This window comes from Lichenifustis flavocetrariae (genome assembly GCF_026130545.1).
GTDB lineage: Bacteria > Pseudomonadota > Alphaproteobacteria > Rhizobiales > Beijerinckiaceae > Lichenihabitans > Lichenihabitans flavocetrariae.
The window spans coordinates 172,762-194,871 of record NZ_JAMOIM010000003.1 but is presented as its reverse complement, the minus strand read 5'-3'; the positions used below and the strand labels follow the sequence as shown (position 1 = coordinate 194,871).

The window sequence follows — 22,110 nt, the reverse complement described above, 5'->3', positions numbered from 1 at the left end:
GACAATAGTCGCGCGAACGGAACCTCGTCGCGTCAGTGAACGGCGCGGCGGGCTGCTTCGATGGGGCTTTCCGCGTCATCGATGAAACCGCCGGACTGATGACTCCAGAGGTCGGCATAAAGACCGCCACGCGCCAGGAGTTCCGCGTGGGTCCCCGATTGCAGGATGCAGCCCTGGTCCATCACGATCAGCCGGTCCATGCGGGCGATCGTCGACAGGCGATGCGCGATCGCGATCACGGTCTTGCCGGTCATCAGATCCGCGAGACTATCCTGGATGGCGTTCTCGACTTCGCTGTCGAGCGCGGACGTGGCCTCGTCGAGAATGAGAATAGGCGCGTCCTTCAGGATCACGCGCGCGATGGCGATCCGTTGTCGCTGGCCTCCCGACAGCTTCACGCCTCGCTCGCCCACCTGGGCGTCGTAGCCGCGGCGCCCCTGCCAGTCTTCCAGGTCGAGAATGAACTCATGCGCATGGGCGCGCTTGGCGGCTTCGACGATCTCGGCCAAGCTCGCCTCCGGCCGACCGTAAGCGATGTTCTCGCGGATCGAGCGATGCAGGAGCGACGTGTCCTGCGTGACAACCGAGATGGCGCCACGCAGACTTTCCTGGGTCACGAGGCCGATATCTTGATTGTCGATGGTGATGCGGCCGCCTTCCACGTCATGGAAGCGCAACAACAGGTTGACGAGCGTCGTCTTGCCAGCCCCCGACCGGCCGACCAGACCGATTTTCTGGGCGGGTCGGATCACGAAATCGAGGTTGTTCATCAGCCCGCTTTCGCGCCCATAGCCGAAAGACACGTGCTCGAACCGGATCTCACCGCTGGACACCATAAGCTCATTCGCGTCGGCGGGGTCGGTCAGCGCGATCGGCCGGGCGATCGTCATCATGCCTTCCTGGATCGTGCCCATCTGCTCGAAGATGTCGGTGACCTGCACGGCCACCCATCCGGCCGCCGAGGCGATCTGCCATGAGAGCGGGATCGCCATGGCGACGACGCCCACGTCGATCGAGCCGCGTTGCCAGAGCACCACCGCGAAACTCACCTCGCCGGCGAGCATCACCGCATTGAGGATCTGCAGGCCGATCGTGAGCGTCGACATCATGCGCAATTGCCGGCGAAAGGCCCGCGTGTGTCCGTCGACCGCTTCGCGCACGTAGGCGTCCTCGTGCTTCAGCCGCGCGAAGAGCTTCAGCGTGAGGATATTGGTGTAGCTGTCGACGATGCGCCCGACGATCAGCGAGCGCGCTTCCGAATTCTTCTTCGAGCGGTCGCGGATGCGCGGCACGATCGCGCGGAGCAGCACCGCATAGGCGCAGAACCAGAAGGCGATCGGCACGGTGAGCCACACATCGACCGAGCCGAGCAGCAGCAGGGCGCTGACGCCGTAGACCAGGATGCCCCACACGGCCGTGATGCCGGACACGGCGCTCTGGCGCACCGCCGGGCCGGTTTCCATCACGCGCGCCGCTATGCGTCCCGCGAAATCGTTCTGGAAAAACGGCCAGCTCTGCCGCACCACGTAGCGGTGGCTCTGCCAGCGCACGAGGTTGGTCAGGCTTGCGACGATGCCGGCGTTCGAGATGAGGTTCTGGGTCGCGATGGCGAGCGGACGCGCGACAAGGACCACGATCCCCATCGCGGCGAGAAACCCGCCATGCTCGGCGAAGAACAGGTCGCGCGGCACCGAGGTGATGAAACGCACGAGGCGTCCGATGAACCAGGGCACCGACGCATCAAGGAGCGCCACGCAAAGGCCCGCCGCGAAAAGTGCGGCCAGTAGCCCCTTGGCCTGACGGGCGTAATGCCAATAAAAGCTCGCGAGCCGCGCGGGCGGCTGCGCGACTCCCCCGCTGCGTGTGGGGTCGATGATCGACTCGAGAATCCGGAACATGCCGTCCGTCTAAGTCGCCAACGCGGCAGGAATGAGAAGCTGTCCTCCCCGGCGGCATAAGACTCGCATTCCCTCCGGCGATGCCATGGGGAGCCGTTTTCCCAGCCGCCACCCGGACCTTGCGATGAGTCCCAAAGCCCTCGATCTCGACCGGATCGTCAAAGTCATCGCCGACGAGATGCGGCAACGTACCGACCGCGGAAAGGTCGCGCATTACATTCCCGAACTCGCCCGCGTCGATCCACGGCAGTTCGGCCTCGCGGTCATCGACGTGGACGGCAAGGTGGCGGCGGGTGGGGACGCCGACGTGCCGTTCTCGATCCAGAGCATCTCCAAAGTCTTCACCCTGACGCTCGCCCTGGGCATGATCGGCGATCGTCTGTGGCGGCGAGTTGGCCGCGAGCCGTCCGGCAACCCGTTCAATTCGATCGTCCAGCTTGAGCGGGAGCGCGGCGTGCCGCGCAACCCGTTCATCAATGCCGGCGCGATCGCCGTGACCGACGTGATCGTCTCCGGACACCAGCCGCGCGAATCGCTCGGGGAGATTTTGCGCTTCATGCAATTCATCGCCGATGACCCGGCGATCGCCATCGACCAGGCCGTCGCGGCCTCGGAGAAGCGCACGGGCTTCCGCAACACGGCGCTTGCCAATTACATGAAATCATTCGACGTGATCGAGAACCCCGTCGATTTCACGCTCGGGGTCTATTTCCATCATTGCGCCATTGCCATGACCTGCCGTCAGCTCGCCATGGCGGGGCGCTATCTTGCCCATGGCGGCCGAAATCCGTCGACGGGCTTGTCGGTCGTGTCGGCCGAGCGGGCGCGCCGCATCAACGCCCTGATGCTGACCTGCGGCCACTACGACGGCTCGGGCGAATTCGCATATCGGGTCGGCCTGCCTGGCAAAAGCGGGGTCGGCGGGGGCATTCTGGCTGTCGCCCCCGGCAAGGCCTCGATCGCCGTCTGGTCGCCAGGCCTCGACGAGGCCGGCAACTCGCATCTCGGCAGAATTGCGCTCGAGCGATTGGCGCAAGCGACCGGGTGGTCGATCTTCGGATGATCAAAAGCCGGCGCGCTGCTCTGGCTGCGACGCGACCGCCCGCGGCGGCTCACGACTTGCGCGAGCGCTCCGCTTCCTGAACGGCGGCTTCATGGTACCAGCTGCCGAAGTCGGCGTAGGCGGTGCGTTGAAAATCGCAGCCGGCGCTCTCGCTCTGGCGGAAAGGTTCGTTGAGCGCTGTCCGGGGCTTGCGCGGGAAAACGTAGATCTTGGCCGACTCACGGCGAACGGTGGTTGTCATGTCATATGCCTCCATCCATGCCGCGCAGCGACACGGAAGAACGAGAAGCGTCGCATACATGCCTCGCATTTGCACTACTTGCCTCATTAAATATCGATCATTGTCTAAAACTTATGCAGGGAGCTTCGGGTGCCGCGAAGAGGGGCAAATGCCGAAGTGCCCGCCGCGGACCGCCGGAACGGTGGCACAGATCGTGCTTTGCCGTCCTCAGCCTCCGAGGGGCAACATACAGATTCGGGTGTACTGGACATCGCATCACGAACTGCTGAGAGGACAAGGATGACGAAGTATAAGCTCGAGTACATATGGCTCGATGGGTACACCCCGACCCCGAACCTGCGCGGCAAGACGCAGCTCAAGGATTTCGACAGCTTTCCCACGCTTGAAGAGCTTCCTCTCTGGGGCTTCGATGGCAGCTCGACCATGCAGGCCGAGGGCCGCAGCTCGGATTGCGTGCTGAAGCCAGTTGCGCTCTATCCGGACAGCGAGCGCAAGAACGGCGTGCTCGTGATGTGCGAAGTCATGATGCCGGACGGTAAGACCCCGCATCCGTCGAACAAGCGCGCCACCATCCTGGACGATTCGGGGGCCTGGTTCGGCTTCGAGCAGGAATATTTCTTCTACGAGAATGGCCGGCCTCTCGGCTTCCCGACCGCCGGCTACCCGGCGCCGCAGGGCCCCTATTATACCGGGGTCGGCTACAGCAACGTCGGCCCGATCGCCCGCAAGATCGTCGAGGAACATCTCGATATCTGCCTCGCGGCCGGCATCAACCATGAAGGCATCAACGCCGAAGTGGCCAAGGGCCAGTGGGAATTCCAGATCTTCGGCAAGGGCTCCAAGAGGGCTGCTGACGAAGTGTGGATGGCCCGCTATCTCCTGCAGCGCCTGACCGAGAAATACGGTGTCGACGTTGAATATCACTGCAAGCCGCTCGGGGACACCGACTGGAACGGCTCGGGGATGCATGCGAACTTCTCGACCACCTACATGCGCGAAGTGGGCGGCAAGGAGTATTTCGAGAAGCTGATGAAGGCTTTCGAGGAAGCTCGCGAAGACCACATCGCGGTCTACGGTCCCGATAACCACATGCGCCTCACCGGCAAGCATGAGACGGCGTCGATCCACCAGTTCAGCTACGGCGTGGCCGACCGCGGCGCCTCGATCCGCGTGCCCCACAGCTTCGTGAACAATGGCTACAAGGGCTACCTGGAAGACCGCCGCCCGAATTCGCAAGGCGACCCCTACCAGATCGCGTCGCAGATCCTGAAGACCATCGCGTCGGTGCCGCTGGCGGCCGAAAAGGCAGTGGCGGCTTAAGGATCGACGACGAGCTTCGTCGAGGTCTTCGGAACACTGATATTGAATGAGAAGGGGCGTCGCTCGATGGAGCGGCGCCCGAATTGTTCAGCCCCTTGGCAGGCAGCTTTTTTCGGGCGCGTCATGGTGATACGGGAGGCGATCCTGGCCGAGGCCGCGGGCATCTGCGAGGTTCTGCGGCGTTCGATCTCGGACCTCCGCGCCGTCGACCATGGCGACGATCCGGAAATCCTGGCGCGCTGGCTCGCGAACAAGACGCCCGACAACATCCGCGCATGGATTCGCAAGTCGGACAATTCGGTGCTGGTGGCGGGTCGAGGGATCGACCATCCTGGCGGCCGGGTCTGTCACGGACGCCGGAGAGATCACGCTGAACGATGTGTCGCCCGAAGCGCGATTCCTCGGCATCAGCCGGGCCAAGATGCAGTCCCTCGAACAACGGGCCAGCGCACGCGGCAGCACGCGCTGCACCCTCACCAGCACCGAGAGCGCACATCGCTTCTACCGCGCTCTCGGCTATGTCGACGATGGACCCGTTGTGCATAAGCATGGTGCCCACGGTGGCTATCCCATGTCTAAGCCGATTGCGCGGGCGGGTAGGGGGGAGATCTGAGGCTTGATGCTCAGGCTAAAGTCGGCAGCAGCGGGAGAGCGGAAGGTCTGCTTCTGGTTATGGACGCCCGAGCGGACCTCCGATTGCAGCGCCTCAACAGGATAGCTGGAGGCTCCTCATCGCGTCGTTGAGCCAACTCCAGACCTTCCGATCTGCTGCGAGCGGTGTGTCGCCGTGCAGGATGGTGACCAGTTCACGATACCGTCCGAGACGACCAGCATTCCTCTCGTACTGAGTGAAATGCCACTCGCGGAATGCGCAGTCAGGGTTTCGGCCTAAAGCACGGGCCGATCCTTCGAGCCAGTCACGGGCGATGATCTGAGCCCGAGCACTCTGTGGTGAGAGCCCATCAGCTACGCCCCTGGTTGCAACCTCGTACGCCTTGGTCGAGGCGACCTCGTACGCGGCAGGGTCGAGCGCATTGGTCCAGAATTCCTTCGTACCCTCTTGTACCTCGCGCTCGAACGAGGGGTCGGATAACAAGGCCGAAAGCTCGGCCCAGGCGGATAGCTGTTCCGCCGTTGGGACTTCGGGCAGCTCTGGCATGCTCATGTTTAAGACTTGCCGCCGCCACTCTCTACTGAGGGTCGTACCCGCGGCTATGCGGTCAACGAACCGTTCGACGCGGGCCCTCATCTGCTGGTTGCTCAGGTTGCTCATGGTCCAAATCCTCCTCAGATCACCATCGGCAGGGTTTGGAACGCGAAGCGTGGCACGAAGGACGGCGGCCATTCGATTCTTGGCTGCAATTTCCGCTTCAAGGATGTCGAGGCGGGTTTGCAGCAAATCAGACAAGGTCAGATGGCGCGCCAGAAGTCGTTCGATCATGTCCAGGCTGACCCCAGCCTCGCGCAATGCATGGATGAGTTCAACCTTGGCCACGTCCTCATCGGTGTAGAACCGGTAGTTGGACGCGGATCGCCGGGCAGGCGGCAGCAGGCCTTTGTCGGAGTAGAACCGTATACGCCTGACCGGTTGCCCGGTGAGACGCGCCAGATCGCCAATAGTGTAAGTCTTCGCTCCCATGACAACCCAAGTACGGCCTCCACCAAGTGGAGGGTCAACACGCATTTCAGGTGGAACTGGAAACGACGGTTCTGCAAAGGGACGGCTGCCTTCGCAACACTTTGGCTTCCTTCCAAGTGTCAAGGGTGGGTCCCAAGCGGTCGTTGCCGGACGATGCCAAAATCAGGTTCCACCCACCCGCCAAAGCCTCACACATAATCCCCCGCCTTGCCTTCGCGATCCTCTGCGGGTAGCCACCGCTTGGCCTCACCCCGAAGCGTCCCGCGAGCCGTGCCATGACCAATGCCCCCATCCTGGTGACCGGCGCGAGCGGGTTCGTCGGCTCGGCCGTGGCGCGCGCCCTGCTGGCCCGCGGCCATCGCGTCCGTGTCCTGGTGCGGCCTTCGAGCCCGCGCACGAATGTGGCCGGGCTCGACGTCGAGGTCGTGGAAGGCGACCTGCGGGACGCGGCCTCGATGACCCGCGCCATGGCGGGGGTGGAGCACCTGTTCCATGTCGCGGCCGACTACCGGCTCTGGGCGCCCGACCCGGAGGAGATCGTGCGCGCCAATGTTGAGGGCACCCGCACGATCATGCAGGCCGCGCAGGCGGCCGGGGTCGCGCGCATCGTCTATACGAGCAGCGTCGCCACCCTCGCGCTGCGGCAGGATGGCCGGCCGGTCGACGAGACGGCGCCGCAGGACCCTGCCAAGGCGATCGGCGCCTATAAAAGGTCCAAAACCCTGGCCGAGCGGCTGGTCGAGCGCATGATCGCGGACGAGAAGCTCCCGGCCGTCATCGTGCAGCCCTCGACGCCGATCGGGCCACGCGACGTGAAGCCGACGCCGACCGGTCGCATCATCGTCGAGGCCGCGACCGGCAAGATGCCGGCCTTCATCGACACCGGCCTCAATCTCGTCCATGTCGACGACGTGGCCGAGGGGCACCTGCTCGCCTGGGACAAGGGCCGGATCGGCGAACGCTATATTTTGGGCGGCGAGGACGTCGATCTCGGCACCATGCTGCGGGTCATCGCGGAACTCGTCGGGCGGAAGCCCCCCACCGTCAAGTTGCCGCGTGGCCCGCTGTTTCCCCTGGCCTATGCGGCTGAATTCGTGGCGCGCTTCACCGGCAAGGAGCCTTTCGCCACGGTGGATGGGCTCAAGATGGCCAGATATCGGATGTATTTCTCGTCCGCCAAGGCCGAGCGGGAGTTGGGCTATCGGGCGCGCCCGTACCGGGAGGCGCTGGCCGATGCGCTGGCGTGGTTTCGCGCCGCCGGCATGCTCGACGGTCACCGTCGCGCCGCATGATCCTGTGGCATTTGCCGCTGTTTCATCTTATTGGAGCGAAACGCATCCGATCGGATCGCGGGACAACCGGGACCATCCGCCTCCATGACGACTTCGGCTGATGTCGCGTCCGGCAAGGGCGCCACGGACGAAAACTTCCCCGTCGCGTCGCATCTCATCGCGGCCCGACACCGGCCGGCCGTGATGGCCTTCTACGATTTCGTCCGCGCCGCCGACGATGTCGCGGACCACGCCACGCTGACACCCGACGCGAAGCTCGCGATCCTCGACCAAATGGAGGCGAGCCTCCTGGGCCGGACCGACACGGAGCCGGTGGCGCGACCGCTCCGCACCGTGCTGGCCGAGCGCAAGCTGTCGCCCCGGCACGCGCTCGATCTCCTGGCCGCTTTCCGGCTCGATTGCACCAAGCCCCGAACGGCCGATTGGGCCGATCTCCTGCATTATTGCTCGCTCTCGGCCATGCCGGTCGGGCGCTACGTGCTCGATGTGCATGGGGAAAGCGAGGCGACGTGGCCGGCGTCCGATGCAGTCTGCGCCGCGCTGCAGATCATCAACCACATCCAGGACTGCGGGAAGGATTTCCGCGACCTCGACCGGGTCTACATCCCCGACGACGCCCTCGCGAAGGCCGGTGTTCCGGTCGAGGCACTCGGCGCGCCGGAAGCCTCGCCGGCCTTGCGCGGCCTCCTGCGGGATCTCGCGCAGCGGACCATGCTGTTGCTCGACGACGGCGCCGTCCTGCCCTCCCAGGTCAGGGACTTCCGCCTGAGTCTCGAGACGGCCATCATCATCGGCCTTGCGCGGCGCCTCACGACCACCCTCGAAACCCACGATCCCTTGAGCCAGAAGGTTCATCACAGCAAAGCGGCCTTTGCGGGCATCGCAGTCATCAGCGCGCTCGGCGCGGCTGCGGGCCGCCTCGTCCGACCGGCCCATCGGCCCACGACAGCGACGAGACATTCGTGAGCACCGCCCCCCATCATGAGAGTGGTCCGCAGTTCCCCACCGCGGCCCGCCAGGCCTCCGGTTCGTCCTTCTATGCCGGCATGCGGGTGCTGCCGAAGGCGCAGCGCGACGCCATGTACGAGATCTACGCCTTCTGTCGCGCCGTCGATGACGTGGCGGACGAGGGCGGCACGCGGCCCGAACGCCTGGCCGGCCTGAAGCGCTGGCGCGACGCGATCGAGGCTGTCTATGCCGGCCGCACCACGGCCGCGACCGTCGGGCTGCTCGACCCCGTGCGGCGCTTTAAGCTGGCCCGCGTGGATTTCCTGGCCATCATCGACGGCATGGAGATGGACGGGCGCGAGGACATTCGGGCGCCCGATGAGGCGACGCTCGACCTTTACTGCGATCGCGTCGCGAGTGCCGTCGGCCGTCTCTCGGTCAAGATCTTCGGCATCTCGGGCGACGTGGGTGAAGATCTCGCCCATCATCTCGGCCGGGCCCTGCAACTGACCAACATCCTGCGTGACCTCGACGAGGACGCCGACATGGGGCGCCTCTACCTGCCGCGCGAATTGCTGGAGCAGGCCGGCATCGTCACGACGGAGCCGAAGGACGTGCTGGCTCATCCGGCGCTGCCGCACGTCTGCGCCACCATCCTCGGTCGGGCCCGCGGCCATTTCGATCGTGCCGAGGCCCTGATGGCGAAGGAACGCCGGCGCACCACCCGCGCGCCGCGCCTGATGGCCGCGGTCTATCGCATGATCCTGGGCAAGCTCGAAGAACAGGGATTTGCGGCGCCGCGCGAAAAGGTGAAGGTCCCGAAAAGTCGCCTGATGCTCGCCTTGCTGCGCCACGGCATCTTCTGATGCCCGACGGGACGGTTCATGTGGTGGGAGCCGGTCTCGCCGGCCTCTCGGCCGCGCTGGCACTCGATCCCCAGCGATTCAACATCGTGGTCCATGAAGCGGCGCGCCATGCCGGTGGGCGCTGCCGCTCCTATTTCGACCGCGAACTCGGCATCGCGATCGACAACGGCAACCACCTGGTTCTGTCGGGCAACACGGCCGTGCGCGACCATCTCCGGCTGGTCGGCGCGGAAGACAAGATGTCGGGTCCGGCCGAGGCCGTGTTCGACTTCATGGATCTCGCCACAGGCGAGCGCTGGCAGGTGCGGCCCAACGCGGGTCCGATCCCGTGGTGGATCTTCGCCACAGGCCGGCGGGTGCCCGGCACGACCTGGTTCGATTATCTGGCCCTCGCCAAATTGTTGCGTGCGAAGTCCGCCACGCCGATCGCTGCCGCCATGCCGTGTCGCGGTGCGCTCTACGACAAGCTGTGGCGCCCCTTCCTGGTCGCGGCCCTGAACACCGAGCCGGCGGCCTCGGCGTCGGGACTCGCCGCCAACGTCATCCGCGAGACTCTGGCCAAGGGCGGCGCGGCCTGTCGGCCACTGATCGCGCACGATGGCCTGGCCGAGGCCTTCGTGGATCCGGCCCTGGCCCTGCTCGGGCGCCGCGGTGTCACGGTCGGCTTCGACCGTCGCCTGCGTGGGATTGCGATTGAGAACGGTCGAGCCGTGGGCCTCGACTTCGGCGGGGATACGGTCGCGCTCGGCCCCGATGATCGCGTGATCCTGGCCGTGACGGCGCCGGTGGCCAAGATCCTGCTGCCCGATCTCTCGGTGCCGACCGCCTTCCGGTCGATCGTCAACGCGCATTTCCTCGCCGAGGCCCCGCCCGGGTTTCCGGCGATGCTCGGGACCATCAACAGCGCCAGTGAATGGATCTTTCGCTTTCCCGGCCGCCTCTCGGTGACGATCAGCGATGCCGATCGCTTCCTCGGCCGCGACAAGGATGAACTTGCGGTGGAGATCTGGCGCGAAGTCGCGGCCGCGACCGGCCTGCCGGCTGACCCTGTGCCTCGCCATAAGATCATCACCGAGAAGCGCGCCACTTTCGCGGCGTTGCCCGAGGAGGATGCCAAGCGCCCCGCGCCCGGCACTGCTCTTGCAAATGTCGTTTTGGCCGGCGATTGGGTGCAGAACGGCCTGCCGTCGACAATCGAGGGGTCGCTGCGCTCCGGCAAGGCCGCCGTCCGGGCCCTTCTGGCGGCGTGACCATGATGAGGCGGGGGGCAGCGGATGACAGTCGAGATCACGGGCAAGGAGCAAGTCTACAAAGGCTGGAGCAGCATGACGAAGGTCACGCTCTCCGATGGTTCGACCAGTTTCACCCGCGAGGTCGAGGATCACGGCAGCGCGGTCGCGGTGCTCCCCTATGACCGTGAACGCCGTGTCGCGCTCCTGGTCCGCATGCCACGCGCTCCCGTGCTTCTGGCTGGCGAACCGGATCTTCTGGAAGTGCCGGCCGGCCTGCTGGACGCCGGCGAAGATCAAGAGCAATGCGCCCGTCGTGAAGCCATGGAGGAAACCGGGGTGACGCTCGGGGCGCTGACGTTCGTCGGCACGATCTGGTCCTGCCCTGGCATTTCGACCGAGCGGATCACGCTCTTTCTCGCCCCATTCGCGGCGGCCGACCGAACCGGGCAGGGCGGCGGCCTCGCCCAAGAGAATGAAAACATCACCGTCGTCGAGGTGCCGCTGGCAGAGCTCGCGGCCTCAGCCGATGAGGGCCGGCTGCCGGATCTCAAGAGCTTCGCGCTGGTCCAGACCCTTCGTCTGAAGCAACCTCATCTGTTCTGATTTTCGTACATGTTTGTGTAGGTCACTCGATTTAAGGCGCGTCCAGCCTGGGCATTTGCATCTGACCCGTGCATGCGGCACCCCTGCCGCGTCCTTGCGAGGCGGCGAAGCCGCCGTGGCAATCCATGTAGCGCCAGGGATCTGGATCGCCACGCTTCGCTCGCGATGATGAGCAGGCGATAAGCATTGTGGCCTCCTTGGCCGCGGCCGTCGATAATTTTACCGGTCGCTCTTGACGACTGCGGGCTCCGCGCTGATGTTAATGTACGTAACATTCACATCGTGGCCCCATCGTGGGGTGGAGGATGAGATGAGCGCATACGAACAGGCGGCCGGGCAGTCCGGAGGACCATGGCAGGGCCGGCGCTGCGGCGGCGGGGCTTTCGCATGGAAGCCGGTCGAGATCTTGGCCGTAGTTGTCGGCTTTGCGATCTATTGGCCGATCGGCCTCGCGGTGCTGGGGTGGAAGGTTCTGCAACGAAAGGGATATCCTGTGCCGGACGTGTTTGAATTCGCGCGTGCCCGTTTCACGGATTTCGCGAGCCGCGCCACGGCGCAGCGTCAGGCTTGGCAGCCCTTCGGCGCGACGAAGAGCGGCAACGCGGCTTTTGATGAATGGCGCAAGGCCGAACTCGAAAAGCTCGACGAACAGCGTCGGAAGCTTGACGCGGCCGAACGCGAGTTCGCCGAGCATATGGACAACCTGCGCCGCGCCCGCGACCGAGAAGAATTCGATCGGTTCATGGCCGCGCGTGGGGGCAATGCTCAATAAAGCCGCCGGATTGGCGGATCGAGTGTAAACAGCTTCAGTCGGATTTAACCTTCGCGCGCCACGGTCTTCGACCATGGCGCGTTTTTGTTTGCCACTTTTTGGGGATCGGTCCTGGCCCGCCATCGCGGTCGCGGGCGGCCTCGCGGCGCTCGCGGGCTGCTCGGGCTTCGATTACCGTGAGCGACCGGCCTGGCGCACGCATGCCGAAGAGGCCTGCCTGGCCCAGAACCTCGTCCATGAATCGGCCTATATCCAGCCGTTCCGGGAAATCACCGGACCGGGGATCTGCGGACTGCACCATCCCTTCAAGGTCCGTGGCCTCGCCGACGGCACCGTGGTGCTGAACGCGACAGAAACGCTCGACTGTTCCATGATCCCGGCTCTCGACAGCTGGGTTACGGGCGTACTGCAACCGGCCGCGTCGGCGCGTTTCGGGGAACCGGTCACCGAGATCAAGACGATGGGGTCCTATAACTGCCGCGGCATCAACAACCAGAGCGGTGCCAACCTGTCCGAGCACGCTTTCGGCAATGCGATCGACATTGGCGGTTTCGTCTTGCGCAGCGGACGCGAGATCAGCGTCATGCGGGGCTGGAAGGGCGGCGACGAGCAGGAACAGGCGTTCCTCCGCGAGGCCCAGGCCGGCGCCTGCGGCTTGTTCACGACCGTGCTGGCACCGGGCTCCAACGTCTTTCACTACAACCACATTCATATGGATCTCGCGATGCACGGCAGCACCTCGCGGGGCCTGCGCCGGATCTGCAAACCAGCGCCAGAGCAGGCGCTGCCCGAACCTCCGGCCCACGACACGTTGCCGGAACCGCCGCCCGTCGACGAAGACCTCGACATCGCGCAGGGTGGACGACCAGCGCCACAGCCGCAGGAATATAACGGCCCGGGAGCCAGCGCCTATCTGGCGACCGCGACGCCTTCCGTGACCGTCGATCCGGGCGCGGACAGACTGTCGGAGTCAGATCGGGATCAACTTTCGGCGCTGGCGGGCGCGGCCAGCGGGGTCGGTCGATAGACGGTCATTGCTGCATCCACCGTTACGATAGGTCTCCCGGCAAGGATCTTGGAGATGTGGGGCGATATCGACGGCCCGATGCTCGGCAGCGGAAACACAGAACCTTTTATGGTCCTCGGCTCTACGCGTCCGACACAGAGTGAAGATCTTCGGGAGAAAAGCCGAGATGCACGGCTTCACCGCGTGCGGGTGGCGGTGAGCCAGGGTTGTTGAAAGTGTCGAGCGAGAGGCGGTTGTCGCCGACCTGCACGCGGATGCGGACAATCGCCCCCAGAAAGGCGACATCGCTGATCGTGCCGTCGAGGCGGTTGCCGGTCTCGCTCGCGCCGATCCGGATCGCCTCGGGGCGTAGAGCCAAGGTCAGCGGCGCGCCGACCGGGACGCCGTTCAGGGCCGCCGCTGTCCGTATAGCCTGGCCATTGACGGTGATGCGGCCCTCGCTTGGGGCCACGACCGTGGCCTTCAACAAATTCAAATGACCCACGAAGGAGGCGACGAACCGGGTCGCCGGCCGGTTGTAGATCTCGAACGGTGTGCCGACCTGCTCCATGCGGCCCTCGCTCATCACCACGATCCGGTCGGACATGGAGAGCGCTTCTTCCTGGTCGTGCGTGACGTAGATCGTCGTGATGCCGAGCTCACGCTGCAGGGTGCGGATATCGTCGCGCAGGGAGACGCGGATCTTGGCGTCGAGCGCCGAGAGGGGTTCGTCGAGCAGCAGGATCTGCGGCTTCGTGGCGATGGCGCGGGCCAGCGCCACGCGCTGCTGCTGGCCGCCTGACATCTGGTAGGGGTAGCGGTCCGCGAGCTTGGGAAGCTTGATCAGCTCCAGCATCTCCCCGACCCGTGTCTTGATCTCGGCCGGAGATTTGCCCGCTACCTTCAGCCCGAAGGCGACGTTCTGCGCGACCGTCATGTTGGGGAAGAGCGCGTAGCTCTGGAACACCATGCCGACCTTGCGCTGGTTCGGCGCGAGTTGTGTCACGTCGCGGCCATCAACCCGAATCGTGCCGACCGTGGGCGTCTCGAACCCCGCCACCATGCGCAGCGTCGTGGTCTTGCCGCAGCCGCTCGAACCCAGGAAGGAGATGAATTCCCCGCGCTCGACCGAAAGGTCGAAACGCTGCACCACCTGATGGGTGCCGTAGATTTTCTGAAGGCCGTCGAGAACGAGGAAGGTCATGGATGCTCTCAGGGCCGCGCCGCGACGCCGGTGCGGCGGTCGCGGCCAAAGATCTGGATGAGGCCCATGCAGGCCCAGGTGATCGCGAAGGCGATGATCGAAAGGGCCGCTGGCTCATAGGCCCGATTGGCACCAACCAGTTGGAGGTAGGGGCCGAAGGCCGGACGGTCCAGCAGCGCCGCGAAGGTGAATTCACCGATGACGATCGCAAAGGTCAGGAACGCGCCACCGATGATCGCCACCCGGACGTTCGGAAAGATGATCGTGAAGAGGATCCGTGGCCAGCGGGCGCCCAGGCTTTCGGCGGCCTCCGTCAGCGTGCGGACGTCGATGGTGCGCAGACCGGTGTCGACCGAGCGGTAGAGATAGGGCAGGGCGAGCGTCACGTAGCCGAAGACGAGCAACACGTTGGTCGAAGCGGGGCTGCCAGTCAGCGGCAGCCAGGACGATGAATTGTAGATCCGCAGGTAGCCGAAGACGATCACGATGGCCGGCACCACGAGCGGCAGCAGCGTGATGAATTCGATGACGGGCCGGAGTTTGGGCAGTCGCAACTGAACCCAATAGGCGGTCGGTACGACCAGCATCACGCCGACCACGATCGTCGCGAAAGCGATGAGCGTCGAATACAGGAACGAGGCCTGGAAATGCGGATCGCCCAACACATTGGCATAGGCGTCGAAACTATACTGGTTGCGGCGCACCCGGAGTGAGAATTCGAAAGTCGCGATGAGCGGCACCAGGAAGTAGATCGCGCCGAGGATGACGGCGATCCAGGGGCCGAGACGGGCGCGCTTCATTTCAGCCACCTCTCGCTGCGCGTGCGCAACACGATATAGGCCACGTTGGACAGGCCCGTGATGACGATCATGCCGAGAGCCAGCGCATAGCCGAGGTTCTGGTTGTGCAGCACGTCTCCCCGGATCTGCGCATAGAGCAGGATGGTAACGATGTTGAGCGTGCTACCCGTCAGCCCATAGGCGGTCGCCACCGCGCCGAAGGAATTGGCGAAGAGCAGCAGCGTGGTGCCGAGCAGGCTCGGCCACAGCACCGGAAAGGCGATCATGCGCCAATATTGCCAGGGCGTCGCGCCAAGCGTCTGCGATGCCTCGCGCCATTCCTTCTTCAACCCATCGAGCGCCGGCGTGAGGATCAACACCATGAGCGGGATCTGAAAATACAGATAGGTGATCGTGAGGCCCCAGAAACTCAGGATGTTGAAGCCGGTGCGATAGAGGTTGAACCCCAGCAGGCTCGACAGCAGCACCGTCACGAGCCCCATGCGGCCGAGGGTTGCCAGAAACGCGAAGGCGAGCGGAAGGCCGGCGAAATTCGACGCCACGCCGCTGAAGGTCATGAGCGTCGGCCGGAGCCAGCCGGGCAGGCCGTTGAGCACGACCGCCGCCGCCAGCAGGGCTCCGAAGAAAGCTCCGCCAAGCGCTGACGCCGCACTGATCTCGATCGAGATCCAATAAGCGCTGATGATGTTGGGCGCGAGAAGGTCGCGCAGGTTCTGCAGCGTGAAATGGCCGTCGGGATCCTGGAACGCTCCGGCGATCAGGAACAGCGTCGGCAGGAGCAGGAACATGAGGGCGAAGACGAAGAACGGAACGACTCCAAGCCATGCCAGCGGCATCGTCGGCAGACGCCGGAGGGGCCGCGACGGCTGGGCCGTCGGTAGCGCCAAGGCTTCGAGGGGCTGCTCCATGGGGAGATCGTGATCCGGTCAGGTTGCGGCAGGCGAAGCGACGGTCGGAATATATCCGGCCGCCTTTGAAGTTCATCAGCGGGAGCCGAGCAAAGCAATCCAGAACCAAACAATTTGGCCTGGATTGCCGCGGCGGTTGTCCCGCCTCCCGGTGACGACCGTTCGCCTACTTGACGTTCGCGCCGACCGCCGAATCCCACTGCTTGGTGATCTCTGCCTTGGAGCTGTCCTGTTCGGCCAGGCTCGGGAACACCGCATGCTCATAGGCTTCTGCCGGCGGCAGTTTGCTCATAACGGCCGCGTCGACCTTCTTGTTCTTGACCAGGTCGGCGAAGCGGACGGGATGGCAATATCCCTTGAGAAAGCCGCCCTGTCCCTCGTCGGAGTAGAGATATTCGAGCCAGAGCTTGGCGGCGTTCGGATGGGGCGCGAAAGCGCTGATCGCCTGCACGTAGACGCCTGCCACGACACCCGTCTTCGGCACCACCACGTCGATCGTGGGGTTGCCCTTGAGCGTGTCGCGATCCGTCAGCGCGTTGTAATCCCACCGGACCACCAGAGGCGTTGCGCCTTGAGCGACCGACGCCGCCTTGCCGATCGTCGGCACGAAATTGCCGGCCTTGTTCAGCTTGCCGAAATAGTCGAGGCCCGCGGCCCCGGCCTTCGCGGCGTCGCCCTTGGCGACAGACAGGCCCGCGGCGTAGACGGCCTGAATGGCTTGGTTGGAGGTGCGTGGATCGCCGGCCAGGGCCACCGAGTTCTTGTAGTCGTCACCCAGCAGGTCCGCCCAATCGGTCGGCGCCTTCTTGATGATGTCGGTGTTCACCTCGAAGGCCAGCACGCCGTAGTAATCGCCCGTCCAATAGCCGTCGGCATCCTTCTGGTCGGCCGGGATCGTGTCCCAGGTCGAGACCTTGTAGGGCTGCGTCAGCTTGTCGGTCTTGGCCTGCGGGCCGAACGACAAGCCGACGTCGATCACGTCCGGGGCCTGAGAGCCCGTGTTGCCCTTGTTGGCCTTGATGGCCTCGACCTCGTCGCCAGAGCCGGCATCGGGATTGAGTTCGTTGATCTTGACGCCGTATTTGGCCTTGAAGCCGTCGATGATGGCGCCGTAACCGCACCAGTCATGCGGGAGGGCGATCACGGTCAACTGGCCCTCGCCTTTCGCGGCCGAAACTAGGGCTTCGGGCGCTTGCGCATGGGCAGCGCCCGCGGCTGCTTGCAGCGCCAGAGCCGAAACCAGTGCGATGCCGTGAGGAGTGCGTGCCATCTTCGTCCCTTTGCTTAACCTGAGCCGCAGCCGTTAGCAGCGCGTCTTGACAGGCATGTGTCGGTCTAACTGATTGTTGCTCTTTGCGGTAAATGGCGATTCCGGCGCGTCCGCAACGGACCTCTTGTTCAAGCCGGATCGCGGCTGAAGACGGCATTGATGATGGCGACCTGGCTGGGCGACGTCGTCAACTTGGCGTTGAAGCCATGCCGTCGGGCAGCCTGACATTCGGCCAGGAAGAGGGTCTCGTCGACAATTGCGCTCGCTGTATCGAGCGCCGCGACTTCGGCCGCCCGAGCGGCGAAGAGGGTCAGGTGCCGCACGGTCTGGAACGGCGCGAAATCGGCGAGTTCGGTCACATCGTGATCGCTGCCGAGATCGAGAGCCAGACGCTCTGCGTGCCATGTCAGTCCGACAAGTCGGGCGCTTGCTCCGTCGTAGCTCGCAAGGGTGAACAGTGCGCGCGCGCTTGCGCCCGCCTCCGCGATGACACCGGTTTCGCCGTCCGTCAGGCCGTATTCGGCTTCCTGAACCGCCAGCTTCGCGCCCAGATGCTGCACGTCGATCCCCGATCGGCTGCCGGCCAGAAGAATGCCGTCGGGTTCCCCGATCATGACCGCCGAGAGGTCATCATCGAAGGCATCCTCGTCCAGACCTTCGAGCCGGACATAAAGGTGAGGGCGATGCGCGTCGATCTGCGCGGCCCGGAGAATGTCGCGTGCCGTCCGCCGGACGGCCACGCGAGCTGTGGGATCTCTCTTCCGGTCGGTGACGAGATCAAGCACGATGGCATCGGCAGCGGCCGCGAAGGCCGCATCGAGGGCTTTTGGGTCGGTGACCGGCACAACCAGCACGGAGCGCATGGATTTCCTTCTCAGAGCTGATCGCGCAAAGGCGCGCTTAACATGGCCTTTACCATAAACCAGAGATGATTCGACCACGGAGCCGCATGCCGCGTGGGCAGCGAATCCGGCCGAAGGTCCCGCGATGGTCTTGGAACGATTTCTCCGATGGGTTGCAGACGCGCCCGCCCAGGCCCGGGCCGACGCGGCCCGGGCGCTCGTCGGTGCTTGCGGTACGGTCGGCACGGATCGTCAGCGCACCATCCATCTCGACCGGATGCTTTCCGCGCTCCTCGACGATCCGTCGCTGCTGGTGCGTTGCGCGCTGGCCGAGGCAGCGGCCGGCAGTGTCGACGTGCCCCGCTATGTGGTCGTCGCTCTGTCGCGCGACGACAGCCGCGTCGCCGTTCCGGTGCTTCGGGCCTCGTGCCTCCTGGCGGATGGAGACCTCGTCGATGCGGTCGCGGTGGGCGATACGGCGGCGCAGGTCGCGGTGGCGTCCCGAGCCGGCGTGTCCGGGGCCGTGGCCGCGGCACTGGTCGAGATCGCCGGGCGTGACGCCGTTCTCGCGCTCGCCGCCAATGTGTCGAGCCGGCTGTCGCCGCCTCTTCTCCGCCGCATCGTCGATCGCTTCGGTCACGATGCCGAGATGCGCGAGGTGCTGCTGATGCGGACCGATCTCGATCCGGCCACGCGTCACGATCTCGTCGTCGTGACGGCCGAAGCCCTGACGGCCTTCGCCATGTCCTGCGCCTGGATGTCGCCGCAGCGGGCCGATTGCATCAAGCGTGAGGGACGCGAAAAGGGTGCGGTGACGATTGCCGCGACCAGCGCCCGAAGCCTGGGCGTTCAGGGCCCCCTCGATCTCGCCGCGCATCTCCGGGCGATCGGTCATCTGACGCCGGCGCTTCTTCTGCGTTCACTGCTGAGCGGCAACCTCGAATTGTTCGCGGCTGCCCTGTCCCAACTCGCGGGCGTCTCGTCGAAGACGGCCATGGGCCATCTGCGGTCCCCCATGGGTCTCGGGTTCGCGTCGCTCTACGGCAAGGCCGCCATGCCGTCCGCGCTCCTCCCGGTGTTCTGCGCGGCCCTCGAAGCCGTTGCACGCCATGGAACGCAGGCCGCGGCGGTCCGTTCAGACCTCCTCCGTCCTGCCGTCACTCATGTGCTTCAGGTCTGTACCCGAACCGAGAATCCCGAGTTCATGCGGGTCGCGGCCTTGCTCCGCCGCTTCGAGGCAGAGTCCTTGCGCGACAGCCTGAAGGCCTCGATGTGGGCGCTCGAAGCGCCGCCGGTTGCACAACCGATGGCGGGTCCGGCGCTCCGGAGGATCCCATCGGTTGCGCCCGTCGGCCGTGTGCCTCTTCTGTCGGCCGCGTAGTCTTCGGTTTCACGCCTCTGCGCGTGAGAGACGCTTCGATGGTTGTAGTTACCCGTCCAACGCGAAGCCCGGCCGGTCTGCACTGGCGCTGTCCGGCGTCAGTAGCCGAATTGCTCCCGCAGAATGCGCTCGTCCAACGAATGTCCGGGATCGTGCAGCAACACGAGGCCCATCTGATGATCCATCCACACCGTCATGCGGATCACGTTCTTGACCTCGACCTGGTCGGCCGTTGAGGCCACCGGTCGCTTCTCGGCCTCCAGCACGTCGATCGTCACCTTGGCACGGTCCGGCAGCAGTGCGCCGCGCCAGCGTCGCGGCCGGAAGGCCGAGATCGGGGTCAGTGCCATCAAGGGTGCGTCCAGAGGCAAAATCGGTCCATTGGCCGAAAGATTATAGGCCGTGGATCCCGCGGGCGTCGCGATCATCATTCCGTCGGCGACCAGTTCGTCGAGCCGTTCCTTTCCATCGACCGAGACCCGCATCTTTGCAGCCTGATAGGACTGACGCCATAATGCCACTTCGTTGATGGCGCGCGCCGTGACGATCGAGCCGTCCACGGTTTCTGCCGACATCACGAGCGGATGAACAATCGAGGGTTTGGCGGCCGCGATGCGCCCGATCAGGTCGTCGACCGCATATTCGTTCATCAGAAAGCCGACCGTGCCGCGGTTCATGCCGTAGATCGGCTTGCGCAACTCCATGGCCTTGTGCAGCGCCTGCAGCATGAGGCCGTCCCCGCCAAGCGCCACCAGAACATCCGCCTTCTCTGGCGCGACGCACCCGTAGCGGTCGGTGAGCACACGGAGCGCGGTGTCGGCTTCCGGAGTGCCAGACGACATGAATCCCAGGCGTGGGACCTCCGCCGTCGCTTGTGATCGCTCCATTCGAGTGCCCCCAAGTCGACCGCATCATTCCCCTGCGGACCGAAAGACCCTAAAAGAACGGCCTGCGCCGGTAAAGCAGCGGCCGGCATGACCCGAGGCAGGAACTTCAATGACGCGCTACGCGATCTACGCGACGCCGCCCACCGATTCAGCACTCTGGGATCTGGGGTCGTCGATCCTGGGATACGACGCGGTGACGGGTCGTGATGTTCCCTTCCCGGATCATCCCGTGTTCCACGACCCGCTCAGTCTCGCCTGGAGCGCCGAGCCGCGGCGCTATGGGTTCCACGCGACCTTGAAGGCGCCATTTCACTTGGCCGAAGGCGGCGACGCGGCGGCATTGCAGGCGGATCTGGCCGGCTTTTGCAAGGGGCGCAAGCCGTTCACGCTCGATCTGACGCTTGCCGTCGTGGGCCATTTCCTCGCCCTCGTTGCCGTGGCTCCCGAGCAGGCTATCGACGCTCTCGCGGCAGATTGTGTCCGCCATTTCGATCCCTATCGGGCACCACTGACACCCGAGGACCGGGAGCGGCGGCATCCGGAGACATTGATCCAAAGGCAGGTGGAAAACCTCGACACCTGGGGCTACCCCTATGTGTTCGACGATTTCCAGTTCCACATGACTCTGACGGGCGCGATGGAGCCAGCCGACCGGCATCGCCTCGAACCTGTCCTGCGGGACCTTCTCGCGAAGGTGCCGCTCAGGTTGACAGTCGAAGCGCTCAGCCTGTTCGTCCAGCCCGACCGGGAGGGCCGGTTCGTGGTCGTCGAGCGGTGTCCCTTCGGAGGGTAGGCGGTCCTCGGCGTCCGCTACGCCGCGCCCGTGTCGCCGGTGAGGCCGGCGGCTGCGATTCCGGCGAGCAGGGCGGCTTCGTCATTGTCCGACAGGCAGCCGGAGGCGCCCGCGGCTCCGATGTGCGTACCGTCCCGGTCGACGAGCAACACGCCGCCTGGCACGGGGATCAGACTCCCGCCGACCGCATGCGTGACCGCCGCGATGAAGCTCGGCTGTTCGCCGGCCCGCTTGGTCAGCGCGCGAGATCCCATGCCAAGGGCGAGCGCCCCGAAGGCCTTGCCGTGCGCGATCTCGAACCGCTTGAGCGAGGTTCCGTCTTCGGCCGCCGCCGCCTTGACGGCGCCCCGTGCATCGAGAACCACGACCACGAGCGGCTTGAACGCCTGCTGGCGGGCATGCGCGAGAGCAGCTGTGACGAGGGTTTGGGCCGTGGCCAGCGTTAAGGGCATCTGGTTCTCCTTGAGTGACAGCCTCGGCTTGCACGCCGGACCGCGATCACGTCAAGCGCCGGCATCACGATCAAGCGCGGGGACAGCCTTGATCTCGCCACCGACGTCCCCGAGAAAGGCTCAGGCCTCCGACCTGTGGGCTGAGTATCGACCTCCAACGCGACCCACGATGAATATGAGAACGCTGATCCGGTTGTTGGCCATTGCCGCCCTCGTCGGCCCTGGTCTGTTGGGGAGCCCGGCTTCGGCCTTGCCCGCAATGTCCGGCACAGATCCTCGGTCGAGCACACCCGTGAATCAGGCCCTTCCGGCGAGCCGCCTGGTGGCTGACACCACCAATTCAGCCGCAAAGGACGTGCCTGGCGCCGACGCGGCCCAGTCGCGCAACGCGGCGCGGTCCCGCATGCGGGAATGTGGCCATCAATGGTCGAGCATGAAGAAGAACGGCGCTGCCAGCGGCATGACCTGGAAGGATTTTTCGCAGGGGTGCTTGGCCAAGCAATAGGATCGGATATCGGGTCAGGCGCGAGGCTGTCCGGCCAACCTGACCCCGCCGTTCCTCAGTCTCGCTGTTAGCCACCATCGATGGCGCATCGACCGTAGGGCATGCTTCGAGATGCTATCCTCATAGGCCACTCAGCATCGAGATCGTTGAGGCCGAGCCGCCAATTCTGCGGAATGCTCCGGAGCTAA

23 protein-coding genes are annotated in these 22,110 nt (G+C 65.0%); 13 read left to right on the top strand and 10 right to left on the bottom strand.

Features of this window, described 5'->3' with window-relative positions:
• Window positions 1-32: 32 nt before the first annotated feature.
• On the bottom strand, window positions 33-1,898 hold the full coding sequence (locus M8523_RS06345) for an ABC transporter ATP-binding protein (protein WP_282584002.1): 1,866 nt from the start codon (window positions 1,896-1,898) through the stop codon (window positions 33-35).
• 124 nt (window positions 1,899-2,022) lie between these two features.
• Between M8523_RS06345 and M8523_RS06340 the strand changes: the two genes are divergently transcribed.
• Window positions 2,023-2,961, top strand: a complete 939-nt coding sequence (locus tag M8523_RS06340; RefSeq protein WP_282584001.1) for a glutaminase — start codon at window positions 2,023-2,025, stop codon at window positions 2,959-2,961.
• Window positions 2,962-3,010: 49 nt separating this feature from the next.
• Here M8523_RS06340 and M8523_RS06335 read toward each other — a convergent pair whose 3' ends face one another.
• Window positions 3,011-3,202, bottom strand: a complete 192-nt coding sequence (locus M8523_RS06335) for a DUF2735 domain-containing protein (protein WP_282584000.1) — start codon at window positions 3,200-3,202, stop codon at window positions 3,011-3,013.
• Between the two features lie 279 nt (window positions 3,203-3,481).
• Here M8523_RS06335 and M8523_RS06330 point away from each other — a divergent pair, with 279 nt between their 5' ends.
• Both M8523_RS06330 and M8523_RS06325 read left to right on the top strand, forming a co-directional pair.
• The gene (locus M8523_RS06330; protein ID WP_282583999.1) at window positions 3,482-4,522 is read left to right on the top strand and encodes a glutamine synthetase beta-grasp domain-containing protein; all 1,041 of its coding nucleotides are present in this window, start codon (window positions 3,482-3,484) and stop codon (window positions 4,520-4,522) included.
• A 211-nt stretch (window positions 4,523-4,733) separates the two neighbouring features.
• On the top strand, window positions 4,734-5,135 hold the full coding sequence (locus tag M8523_RS06325; RefSeq protein WP_282583998.1) for a GNAT family N-acetyltransferase: 402 nt from the start codon (window positions 4,734-4,736) through the stop codon (window positions 5,133-5,135).
• A gap of 93 nt (window positions 5,136-5,228) precedes the next feature.
• Here the strand turns inward: M8523_RS06325 and M8523_RS06320 are convergent, their stop codons facing one another.
• Window positions 5,229-6,161: a MerR family transcriptional regulator gene (locus M8523_RS06320; RefSeq protein WP_282583997.1), complete on the bottom strand. Its 933-nt coding sequence runs from the start codon at window positions 6,159-6,161 to the stop codon at window positions 5,229-5,231.
• Between the two features lie 275 nt (window positions 6,162-6,436).
• On the opposite strand from M8523_RS06320, the gene hpnA reads away from it, so the two are divergent.
• The 7 genes from hpnA to M8523_RS06285 all read left to right on the top strand — a co-directional run bounded on the left by hpnA (window position 6,437) and on the right by M8523_RS06285 (window position 12,901).
• Window positions 6,437-7,453, top strand: a complete 1,017-nt coding sequence (gene hpnA / locus M8523_RS06315; protein ID WP_282583996.1) for a hopanoid-associated sugar epimerase — start codon at window positions 6,437-6,439, stop codon at window positions 7,451-7,453.
• Window positions 7,454-7,537: 84 nt separating this feature from the next.
• Complete coding sequence (hpnC, locus tag M8523_RS06310) at window positions 7,538-8,419, top strand: squalene synthase HpnC (protein WP_282583995.1); 882 nt, start codon at window positions 7,538-7,540, stop codon at window positions 8,417-8,419.
• The gene (gene hpnD, locus M8523_RS06305) at window positions 8,416-9,267 is read left to right on the top strand and encodes a presqualene diphosphate synthase HpnD (protein ID WP_282583994.1); all 852 of its coding nucleotides are present in this window, start codon (window positions 8,416-8,418) and stop codon (window positions 9,265-9,267) included. Before hpnC ends, hpnD begins: the two co-directional genes overlap by 4 nt.
• Complete coding sequence (hpnE, locus tag M8523_RS06300) at window positions 9,267-10,517, top strand: hydroxysqualene dehydroxylase HpnE (protein ID WP_282583993.1); 1,251 nt, start codon at window positions 9,267-9,269, stop codon at window positions 10,515-10,517. Before hpnD ends, hpnE begins: the two co-directional genes overlap by 1 nt.
• Before the next feature lie 24 nt (window positions 10,518-10,541).
• Window positions 10,542-11,102 carry an NUDIX domain-containing protein gene (locus M8523_RS06295; protein ID WP_282583992.1) on the top strand — a complete coding sequence of 187 codons (561 nt, stop codon included), beginning with the start codon at window positions 10,542-10,544 and terminating at the stop codon, window positions 11,100-11,102.
• Between the two features lie 310 nt (window positions 11,103-11,412).
• Window positions 11,413-11,874 carry a DUF2852 domain-containing protein gene (locus tag M8523_RS06290; protein ID WP_282583991.1) on the top strand — a complete coding sequence of 154 codons (462 nt, stop codon included), beginning with the start codon at window positions 11,413-11,415 and terminating at the stop codon, window positions 11,872-11,874.
• 73 nt (window positions 11,875-11,947) lie between these two features.
• A complete protein-coding gene (locus M8523_RS06285; RefSeq protein WP_282583990.1) occupies window positions 11,948-12,901 on the top strand; it encodes an extensin-like domain-containing protein in 954 nt (317 codons plus the stop codon).
• 121 nt (window positions 12,902-13,022) lie between these two features.
• On the opposite strand, the gene M8523_RS06280 is transcribed toward M8523_RS06285, so the two are convergent.
• From M8523_RS06280 to M8523_RS06260, 5 genes are all read right to left on the bottom strand, one after another.
• Window positions 13,023-14,084 (bottom strand): ABC transporter ATP-binding protein, encoded by a 1,062-nt coding sequence (locus M8523_RS06280; protein WP_282583989.1) that lies wholly within the window; start codon window positions 14,082-14,084, stop codon window positions 13,023-13,025.
• An 8-nt stretch (window positions 14,085-14,092) separates the two neighbouring features.
• Window positions 14,093-14,884: an ABC transporter permease gene (locus M8523_RS06275; protein ID WP_282583988.1), complete on the bottom strand. Its 792-nt coding sequence runs from the start codon at window positions 14,882-14,884 to the stop codon at window positions 14,093-14,095.
• The gene (locus M8523_RS06270) at window positions 14,881-15,720 is read right to left on the bottom strand and encodes an ABC transporter permease (RefSeq protein ID WP_282584209.1); all 840 of its coding nucleotides are present in this window, start codon (window positions 15,718-15,720) and stop codon (window positions 14,881-14,883) included. The genes M8523_RS06275 and M8523_RS06270 overlap by 4 nt, the downstream gene beginning before the upstream one ends.
• Before the next feature lie 238 nt (window positions 15,721-15,958).
• Window positions 15,959-17,062, bottom strand: a complete 1,104-nt coding sequence (locus M8523_RS06265; protein ID WP_282583987.1) for an ABC transporter substrate-binding protein — start codon at window positions 17,060-17,062, stop codon at window positions 15,959-15,961.
• A gap of 128 nt (window positions 17,063-17,190) precedes the next feature.
• On the bottom strand, window positions 17,191-17,925 hold the full coding sequence (locus M8523_RS06260) for an aldolase/citrate lyase family protein (RefSeq protein ID WP_282583986.1): 735 nt from the start codon (window positions 17,923-17,925) through the stop codon (window positions 17,191-17,193).
• Window positions 17,926-18,049: 124 nt separating this feature from the next.
• Here M8523_RS06260 and M8523_RS06255 point away from each other — a divergent pair, with 124 nt between their 5' ends.
• Complete coding sequence (locus tag M8523_RS06255; RefSeq protein ID WP_282583985.1) at window positions 18,050-19,285, top strand: DUF2336 domain-containing protein; 1,236 nt, start codon at window positions 18,050-18,052, stop codon at window positions 19,283-19,285.
• Window positions 19,286-19,383: 98 nt separating this feature from the next.
• On the opposite strand, the gene M8523_RS06250 is transcribed toward M8523_RS06255, so the two are convergent.
• The gene (locus tag M8523_RS06250; protein WP_282583984.1) at window positions 19,384-20,172 is read right to left on the bottom strand and encodes an NAD kinase; all 789 of its coding nucleotides are present in this window, start codon (window positions 20,170-20,172) and stop codon (window positions 19,384-19,386) included.
• A 109-nt stretch (window positions 20,173-20,281) separates the two neighbouring features.
• Here M8523_RS06250 and M8523_RS06245 point away from each other — a divergent pair, with 109 nt between their 5' ends.
• Window positions 20,282-20,965, top strand: a complete 684-nt coding sequence (locus tag M8523_RS06245; RefSeq protein WP_282583983.1) for a DUF1045 domain-containing protein — start codon at window positions 20,282-20,284, stop codon at window positions 20,963-20,965.
• Between the two features lie 17 nt (window positions 20,966-20,982).
• On the opposite strand, the gene M8523_RS06240 is transcribed toward M8523_RS06245, so the two are convergent.
• Window positions 20,983-21,417: a GlcG/HbpS family heme-binding protein gene (locus M8523_RS06240; RefSeq protein ID WP_282583982.1), complete on the bottom strand. Its 435-nt coding sequence runs from the start codon at window positions 21,415-21,417 to the stop codon at window positions 20,983-20,985.
• A gap of 169 nt (window positions 21,418-21,586) precedes the next feature.
• Between M8523_RS06240 and M8523_RS06235 the strand changes: the two genes are divergently transcribed.
• Entirely contained in the window at window positions 21,587-21,922 is a 336-nt protein-coding gene (locus M8523_RS06235) for a hypothetical protein (RefSeq protein ID WP_282583981.1), read from the top strand.
• Window positions 21,923-22,110 lie beyond the last annotated feature (188 nt).